Source organism: Flavobacterium branchiophilum NBRC 15030 = ATCC 35035 (assembly GCF_002217205.1).
Classification (GTDB): Bacteria; Bacteroidota; Bacteroidia; order Flavobacteriales; family Flavobacteriaceae; genus Flavobacterium; species Flavobacterium branchiophilum.
The window spans coordinates 1-7,871 of the sequence record NZ_MUGT01000149.1; the positions used below are offsets into that span (position 1 = coordinate 1).

The window sequence follows — 7,871 nt, forward strand, 5'->3', positions numbered from 1 at the left end:
TTTAACATTTAATATTATTTACTTTATTATTTAAAATGTATTTTTGTGTAGAATTTAGATGTAAAATAAATAGATAAATTCTTAATTTAATGCATTATAAATAGTCTTATATTTCTAAATAATAATAAAATATAATATATAAATAAATACAAAATGAATTGGAATATTTTAGAAAATTTAACTCAGTTAGAGCAAATTAAACAAGAATCATTTGAAAAAAAAATGCTTGTTTTTAAGCATAGTACACGTTGTATCGTTAGTAAAATGGCTTTAAAACAATTTGAAAAAGATTTCAATTTAGACAACAGCATAACACCTTATTTTTTGGATTTGATAGCAAACCGTCTCATTTCTAATCAAATTGCTAAAGATTACTCCGTAGAACATCAATCACCGCAAATTATATTGATTGAAAACGGAAAAGCCATTTTCAACGCATCTCATAGTGAGATAGATGCCTTAGAACTTGCAAATATATAAAAATTTGTATGTTTATGGAAATAATGTATTGATTTTTTGCCATAATACAGCATCAAAATCAGAAAGTGCTGCATTCACATTGTCTGCAGCATTTCCCATTCTTATCACTACCATTTTTTTACTTGGCACAATATATATTTTTTGGTCGTTTTTGCCCAAAGCCATGTATAAATCGGTTGGTGCTGTTGGAATTAAACTTCCCGTAAACTGCCATTGGGTTTGTGGCAAATGGTAACTTGGTTTGCCATTGAGCCACCACAAATAGCCATAAGACAAATTGATATTTTGAGATGGTTGGATGGCTTCAGACCAAAAAGATTCATGGACAATGGATTCATTTTGCCATTTACCATGATTATACATCAACAAGCCAAAACGGGCCATACTTCGGGTATCACTCCAATATATTCTTAATCCATCGGCTGTATTATTCCATAAGCCAGTGGTACTCATTCCAATTTTATTCCGTAATTTTATATTAAAATAATTATTCCAACTGGTATTTGTTGCATTACTTACAACATCTTGTAGTTTTACATACACATTATGGTATGCCCACCTGCTTCCAGCATCTGCAACATATTGCAAATTGGCTGGCAAAACCACATCTCCTAAGCTGTCATCTAGCCCAGATGTCATATTCAGCAGGTGCTTGCAAGTGATTAAATTTTCTTTGGCAACAGGTGCAGCGGTCCATCCTACACCCAAATATTGAGACACCTTGTTGTTGATGTTGATATAGCCTTCTTGTTGGGCTATACCCGTTAGGGTACTCGTGAGTGTTTTGCCAGCACTAGCCCAATACCATAATGAACTTGAGGTATGGCCATCAAAATATTGTTCTAAAACGATACGTCCGTTAACTAAAATGATAAATGATTTGGTATTTTTACTTTGTAAATAATCCAACAAAGGCACTACGGCTTGGGTATTCCAACCTAAGGCGGTTAAAGATTTGGTTTCCCAATTATTTTCGCCTATTGGCGGAAAATATAATGACTCTTCTGCTTGTGTAACTTCTGGATTATTTTCATTACTACACGCTAAAAGGATTAATAAACAAAAAGTTATAAAATATTTCATATAGTAAGTTATGTATTTTAAGTTAACAAACTAAAAAAATAATGAAGTTTTATTATTAATTCATTATAAATAAAAATAATGTAATTTTAAATTATTTTTTTAATGACCCTTAATTTATGTGTATGTCTGTTTTGTTGAGCATTAAAAATACCAAGATGATCAAGACGATCAATTCTTACTTTGCCACTAGCATGAATGATGTAATTGCCCTCCATGATGATGCCAACATGGATAATATTTCCTTCATCGTTATCAAAAAAAGCCAAATCACCCGCTTGACTTTCTTCAATAAAACTTAAAGCTTCGCCTTGTTTGGCTTGTTGCGAAGCGTCTCTTTTTAACTTATGTCCATTGAGTTTATATACCATTTGAGTAAATCCAGAACAATCTATGCCAAAAGGTGTTTTGCCTCCCCACAAATAAGGGGCATTCAAATACATATACGCAGTTTTGATGATATTTTTTTTAGCTTTTTTACCGAAAATTTTATTGCCTGTAAATTCATATTGATCCGTATTAATCGAAGGTTCGTCTAAAAAAGATAATGAAGCTCCTAAAGTTATCGGTGTCAAAAATCCATTATTGCTAGAAATATATTCGACCAAATCTGCGTTTAGTATTAATTTTTTTTTGGTTAATGTTTTATATTCTAATTCTGTAATGATTTGGAATTGTTTTAGGTCTATCCATCCTTCATAATCGTCAAAGGCCAAATGAATTTTAACCCATTGATTTTGAATGTCCAAAACTTTAAAATGTTCGCCAAACAGCACTTGCGAAACCATTTCGCTTCTGTCGTTGGGTTCACATCTTAATGGGACGTTTGATAAATTACAAATTCCAAACATTACATAAAATTTTTATTTAAACATTTAATATCTTTCAATAACAATTGCCGAAGCACCACCACCACCGTTACAAATGGCTGCTGCACCAATTTTTGCATTATTTTGTTCTAAAACATGCAATAAAGTTACAATAATTCGTACACCAGAACAGCCCAGCGGATGACCTAATGATACTGCCCCACCATTTACGTTAATATTATCGGCTTGAAGGCCTAAAATTTTTGCATTTACAAGTCCAACAACAGAAAAAGCTTCGTTAAATTCAAAATATTCTACTTCTTTCATTGTAATACCTGCTTTTTCTAAGGCTTTTGGAAGTGCTTTTGCAGGAGCAGTAGTAAACCATTTTGGTTCTTGTGCTGCATCTGCATAGCCTTTGATATAGGCCAAAGGCTTTAAGCCTAATGCTAAAGCTTTTTCTTCTGTCATCAAAATAACGGCTGCTGCACCATCATTAATAGTCGAAGCATTGGCCGCTGTAACAGTACCGTCTTTTGTGAAAACAGGATTTAACTGCGGTATTTTATCAAGTTTTACGTTGGTAAACTCTTCGTCTTTTGCAAAAATGATGGGTTCCCCTTTGCGTTGTGGAATACTGACAGGAACAATTTCATTGTCAAACTTACCAGCTTCCCAGGCTGCTGCCGACCGTTTGTATGATGTAATCGCAAAATCGTCTTGCTCTTGTCGGCTAATTTGGTATTCAGTTGCACAACTATCTGCATGAACCCCCATAGCCTGTTGATCATAAGCATCTGTTAATCCATCTTTTTGCATGCCATCGACCATTGAAGTAGGGCCAAATTTCACTCCATTTCGCATAGCAACGTAATGTGGAATAAGACTCATATTTTCCATGCCACCCGCCACAATGATGTCGGCATCGCCAGCTAAAATGGCTTGTGCACCTTGCATGACAGCTTTCATTCCAGAGGCACACACTTTGTTGATGGTTGTAGCAACCACTGTATTTGGAAGCCCAGCTAAAAGTGCCGCTTGTCGGGCTGGAGCTTGTCCAACACCTGCTTGCACTACGTTGCCCATCAAAACTTCATCTACCAATTGTGGGTCTAATTGGATTTTGTCTAAAGCTCCTTTTATAGCTACTGCTCCTAATTGTGGTGCCGAAACTGTTGATAAAGCCCCCATAAAACTACCAATTGGTGTTCTTACTGCTGAAACGATTACAATTTTTTTACTCATCATGTTCTAATTTAATGTTATAGGTTATTTACAATACTGTTAATAGTATCATAATGCAATTTTTTGGTTATTTGAATTGCGAATTTAATAAAAAAAACATCAATTTAAACTATAATGTTAGGAATTTTTTATTGATAAAAAATAAAGACCACCTATAACAAAAAAACCTTCTCGAAATGAGAAGGTTTTTGTGAAGGCAGAAGGATTCGAACCTTCGACCGCCTGCTTAGAAGGCAGGTGCTCTATCCAGCTGAGCTATGCCTCCATTTAGTTTAAAAAAAGTCGGGGTGGCAGGATTCGAACCTGCGGCCTCCTGCTCCCAAAGCAGGCGCGATAACCGAGCTACGCTACACCCCGAATATTAATTTTTTGCGGAGAGTAAGGGATTCGAACCCTTGGTACAGTTTCCCATACGCATGTTTAGCAAACATGTCCTTTCGGCCTCTCAGGCAACTCTCCAAACTCAATGATCGTAATTCTTTTAAGCGGTTGCAAATATATATACTTTTTTTGTTTGAAACAACAAAAAAATCATTTTTTTTTGTAATTTTGTTCTTTATTCAAACGAACTTACTCATTTACAAGCTTATATATGTTTAAAAAAATCAAATCTTTTTTACTGATATCCCTTATTATGCTGCCTTTTTTGGTGTTTTCTCAAATCAAAAAATCAAATTCCAAAACTAAATCGGCAGAAAAGCTACTTAAAATTCCAAAAAACGATTCTACTTTTGTCAATATATGGGACTTTAGCAAAGATTTTGTGTTGGAAATGAAATATGCTACCCATGATAATTTTTTAAAACAACAAGTATATGATTGTGAAGTTTGTTTATTGAGATATAAAACAGTTGTTGCCTTGCTCCAAGCACAACGTTATTTTATGGAACGAGGCTATAAAATCAAACTTTTTGATTGTTACAGACCTTTGGATATTCAAAAAAAAATGTGGAAAATTGTACCAAATTCCAATTATGTTGCCAATCCAGTTCGAGGTTCTGTGCACAATAGAGGTGCAGCAGTTGATTTGACTTTGGTAGATTTTTGTGGTAACGAGTTAGAAATGGGTACAGCTTTTGATTTTTTTGGTCCAGAAGCGGCACATGATTATCAATTATTGACAGAAGAAGCGTTGTGTAACAGAAAAATGTTGAAAAAAGGGATGGAATTACACGGTTTCAAAATTTTTGAATCGGAATGGTGGCATTACAATTTGGAAACTGGATTTTCAGAAAAAATTTCTAATTTTAAATGGAATTGTAATTAAATATATTATTATTTTTAAATATCATTCAAAAATACCAATAATATATTATTGTGAAAGATGTAATGAAAAGATTTAAAACACAAATTAAGCGTTAGTAATACATACAAATTAAAGTTTATTGTATTTTTTAGATTTCATTATAAGGTCTAACGCTTAATTTAAGTTGAAAAAAATGGCAGAAACAGGATGTATTTCTTGCTATTTTGGATAAGATTACTGTCCTTGTTCTTGCTTTTTGCGGTCTGCTACAAATTGAGTTAATTTTTTTCCGTAAGTAGATTGGGCAACTTTTGGTGTCATCGATTTTTGAATGGTGTCCAAATATTTCATATTGACGTCATAAATTTCAGAAAGTGCGATATAAGGAGCTACCTCATAATCACGATGATTGATGGCAAAATTTACGGTATATAAATATTTTCTAATCAGGTTTGCATTTTGAACTGCATTGATACTGTCCACTTTTTTGGTATTTTTTGTTTTGGTAGCAAAAAATTTTTCTTCTAACAAATTCAAATGTTCTTCATTGTATTTTGATGTTATTTTTTTATGTTCAACAAATAAATCATTGTTTTTAGACCCCGTTACTTGGGCATCATACAAAAATTTGTCGAGAGTAGTTTCGATAGTAATGTTGCCTGGTTCTGCAAAAAACAACAAATTATTATCTTTTGAATTGGTAACGCCTCTGTCTAAAAATAAGTAATACATTTCTGGCGAGTCAATTTTTAAATGGCTTTCAAATGTATCATTTCCATCTATTTTAATGGTATCTAAAACAACCAAACTGGTATCTACTACTTTTTGAATGTATAAAGTTCCATTTTTCAATCCTTTTATTTTACCTGTAATATGTAAATTAGTATCAGATTTTTTTTCGTTGCAAGCCCAAAATAAAAACAAACCAAAGGTTAGTAATATAATTTTTTTCATTTTTAATGTATTTTTTAATTTTGTGCAAATGAATAAAAAAAATGCTAAACCCAACCTATTTTATGGATTAAAAATGCAAATAATACCTCTAAATCGATTGTTTTTGGATTTTTGTAACAAATTTTGAAAAAAAATGATAAAAAAAAGGGTTCATTTTTTTAATTAAATAAAAATAAAAGTAATTTTGCGACCATGCAAGAAAACGTACTTATCCTAGATTTCGGGTCGCAATATACCCAATTGATTGCCCGACGAGTTCGCGAATTAAACATATTCTGCGAAATATTTCCTTATGACAAAATACCAAGTGATTTGTCTTCCTACAAAGCAGTAATATTAGGCGGAAGCCCCTTTTCTGTTCGAGCAGCAGATGCTTTGCACCCCGATTTGTCTCAAATAAGAGGCCATTTGCCTTTGTTGGCTGTGTGTTATGGAGCACAATATTTGGCACATTTTAGTGGAGGCGAAGTGGCTGCATCCAATATTAGAGAATATGGTAGAGCCCATTTGCATTATATCAAAGAAAACGAATTGTTTTTTGAAGGAATTTCTGAAAATTCTCAAGTTTGGATGAGTCATTCAGATACTATTAAATCGTTGCCTACAAATGCTATAAAACTGGCCAGTACTCATGACGTAGAAAATGTAGCTTTTCGTATAGAAGGCGAAATGACTTATGCCATACAATTTCATCCAGAGGTATATCATTCTACAGAAGGAACTAAAATGTTAGAGAATTTTTTGGTTAAAATTGCAGAAGTGCCTCAAAATTTTACACCAAATGCTTTTGTAACCGATATGGTTGCAGAATTGAAAGAAAAACTTCAAAATGACAAAGTGGTTTTAGGGCTATCGGGTGGTGTAGATTCTACGGTGGCAGCTGTTTTGTTGCACCAAGCGATTGGTAAAAATTTGTATTGTATATTTGTAAATAATGGTTTACTACGCAAAAATGAATTTCAAAAAGTTCTAGACCAATATAAAGGAATGGGGCTCAATGTAAAAGGAGTTGATGCAGGCAGCAGATTTTTGAATGAGTTAGCGGGTGTAAGTGACCCTGAAACCAAACGCAAAATCATTGGAAGGGTTTTTGTAGAAGTTTTTGACGACGAATCAAAAATTATTGAAGATGTAAAATGGCTCGCACAAGGAACCATTTATCCAGATGTTATTGAATCTGTTTCGGTAAAAGGCCCATCGGCTACAATCAAATCGCATCACAATGTGGGTGGTTTGCCTGATTATATGAAGTTGAAAATTGTAGAACCCCTTCGTATGTTGTTTAAAGACGAAGTAAGAAGAGTAGGGGCCACATTAGGAATAGATCCAGAGCTTTTGGGGCGTCATCCGTTTCCAGGTCCAGGACTTTCTATAAGAATTTTAGGAGATATTACTCCCGAAAAAGTTTCTATTTTACAAGAAGTTGATGCCGTATTTATTGAAGGTTTAAAGTCGTGGGGATTATATGATAAAGTATGGCAAGCAGGTGCTATTTTACTGCCAGTTAATAGTGTTGGAGTTATGGGCGATGAACGAACTTATGAAAAAGTAGTTGCACTAAGAGCTGTAGAATCTACTGACGGAATGACTGCCGACTGGGTACACTTGCCTTATGATTTTTTGATGAAAATATCAAATGATATTATTAATAAAGTTAAAGGTGTTAATAGAGTGGTGTATGACATAAGCTCTAAACCCCCAGCAACTATAGAATGGGAATAATATAAGAGGATCTCATATAGCCAATCTACAGTGTTTTTTTGCTGAAAATAAAATATAAAAAAATATTTTGTTGATCAGCAACGTAAATATTTTTTGAATATTTGTGTGTAAAATAGAATTTGATTAATCGCTATATCATTTCTGTTAGTAGATGGGAACATCTATTTTTAAAACTTACCTGCTGTATTTTATTATATGGTAGGTTTTTTTTATTTTTTAAAATTATTAGATATTGACTAATACCAAATATACCTATAAAATAGTCCAATCTACTTGTTCTTTTTTGCTAAAATTATTAAAAAAAAATAGTTCCGTAGCCCAGCTTTGCAACGATT

7 protein-coding genes and 3 tRNA genes are annotated in these 7,871 nt (G+C 33.2%); 3 read left to right on the forward strand and 7 right to left on the reverse strand.

Features of this window, described 5'->3' with window-relative positions; genetic code table 11:
* Positions 1 to 153 precede the first annotated feature (153 nt).
* A complete protein-coding gene (ytxJ, locus tag B0A58_RS13965; RefSeq protein ID WP_089081574.1) occupies positions 154 to 480 on the forward strand; it encodes a bacillithiol system redox-active protein YtxJ in 327 nt (108 codons plus the stop codon).
* Positions 481 to 492: 12 nt separating this feature from the next.
* Here the strand turns inward: ytxJ and B0A58_RS13970 are convergent, their stop codons facing one another.
* The 6 genes from B0A58_RS13970 to B0A58_RS13995 form a co-directional block, all read right to left on the reverse strand.
* Positions 493 to 1,563, reverse strand: a complete 1,071-nt coding sequence (locus tag B0A58_RS13970) for a serine hydrolase domain-containing protein (RefSeq protein ID WP_089081575.1) — start codon at positions 1,561 to 1,563, stop codon at positions 493 to 495.
* Positions 1,564 to 1,649: 86 nt separating this feature from the next.
* Positions 1,650 to 2,411, reverse strand: coding sequence for a C40 family peptidase (locus tag B0A58_RS13975; RefSeq protein WP_014083839.1), 762 nt, complete (start codon positions 2,409 to 2,411; stop codon positions 1,650 to 1,652).
* 24 nt (positions 2,412 to 2,435) lie between these two features.
* Positions 2,436 to 3,614 (reverse strand): acetyl-CoA C-acyltransferase, encoded by a 1,179-nt coding sequence (locus B0A58_RS13980; protein ID WP_089081576.1) that lies wholly within the window; start codon positions 3,612 to 3,614, stop codon positions 2,436 to 2,438.
* A 191-nt stretch (positions 3,615 to 3,805) separates the two neighbouring features.
* Positions 3,806 to 3,879 (reverse strand) — tRNA-Arg (locus B0A58_RS13985).
* 17 nt (positions 3,880 to 3,896) lie between these two features.
* Positions 3,897 to 3,971 (reverse strand) — tRNA-Pro (locus tag B0A58_RS13990).
* Positions 3,972 to 3,986: 15 nt separating this feature from the next.
* A tRNA-Ser gene (locus B0A58_RS13995) sits at positions 3,987 to 4,073 on the reverse strand.
* A gap of 133 nt (positions 4,074 to 4,206) precedes the next feature.
* Between B0A58_RS13995 and B0A58_RS14000 the strand changes: the two genes are divergently transcribed.
* Positions 4,207 to 4,881, forward strand: a complete 675-nt coding sequence (locus tag B0A58_RS14000; protein ID WP_243389505.1) for a M15 family metallopeptidase — start codon at positions 4,207 to 4,209, stop codon at positions 4,879 to 4,881.
* A 213-nt stretch (positions 4,882 to 5,094) separates the two neighbouring features.
* Here B0A58_RS14000 and B0A58_RS14005 read toward each other — a convergent pair whose 3' ends face one another.
* Positions 5,095 to 5,814 carry a DUF4369 domain-containing protein gene (locus B0A58_RS14005; protein WP_014083836.1) on the reverse strand — a complete coding sequence of 240 codons (720 nt, stop codon included), beginning with the start codon at positions 5,812 to 5,814 and terminating at the stop codon, positions 5,095 to 5,097.
* Positions 5,815 to 6,006: 192 nt separating this feature from the next.
* Between B0A58_RS14005 and guaA the strand changes: the two genes are divergently transcribed.
* Positions 6,007 to 7,536, forward strand: coding sequence for a glutamine-hydrolyzing GMP synthase (gene guaA / locus B0A58_RS14010; RefSeq protein WP_014083835.1), 1,530 nt, complete (start codon positions 6,007 to 6,009; stop codon positions 7,534 to 7,536).
* The last annotated feature ends 335 nt before the right edge of the window (positions 7,537 to 7,871 follow it).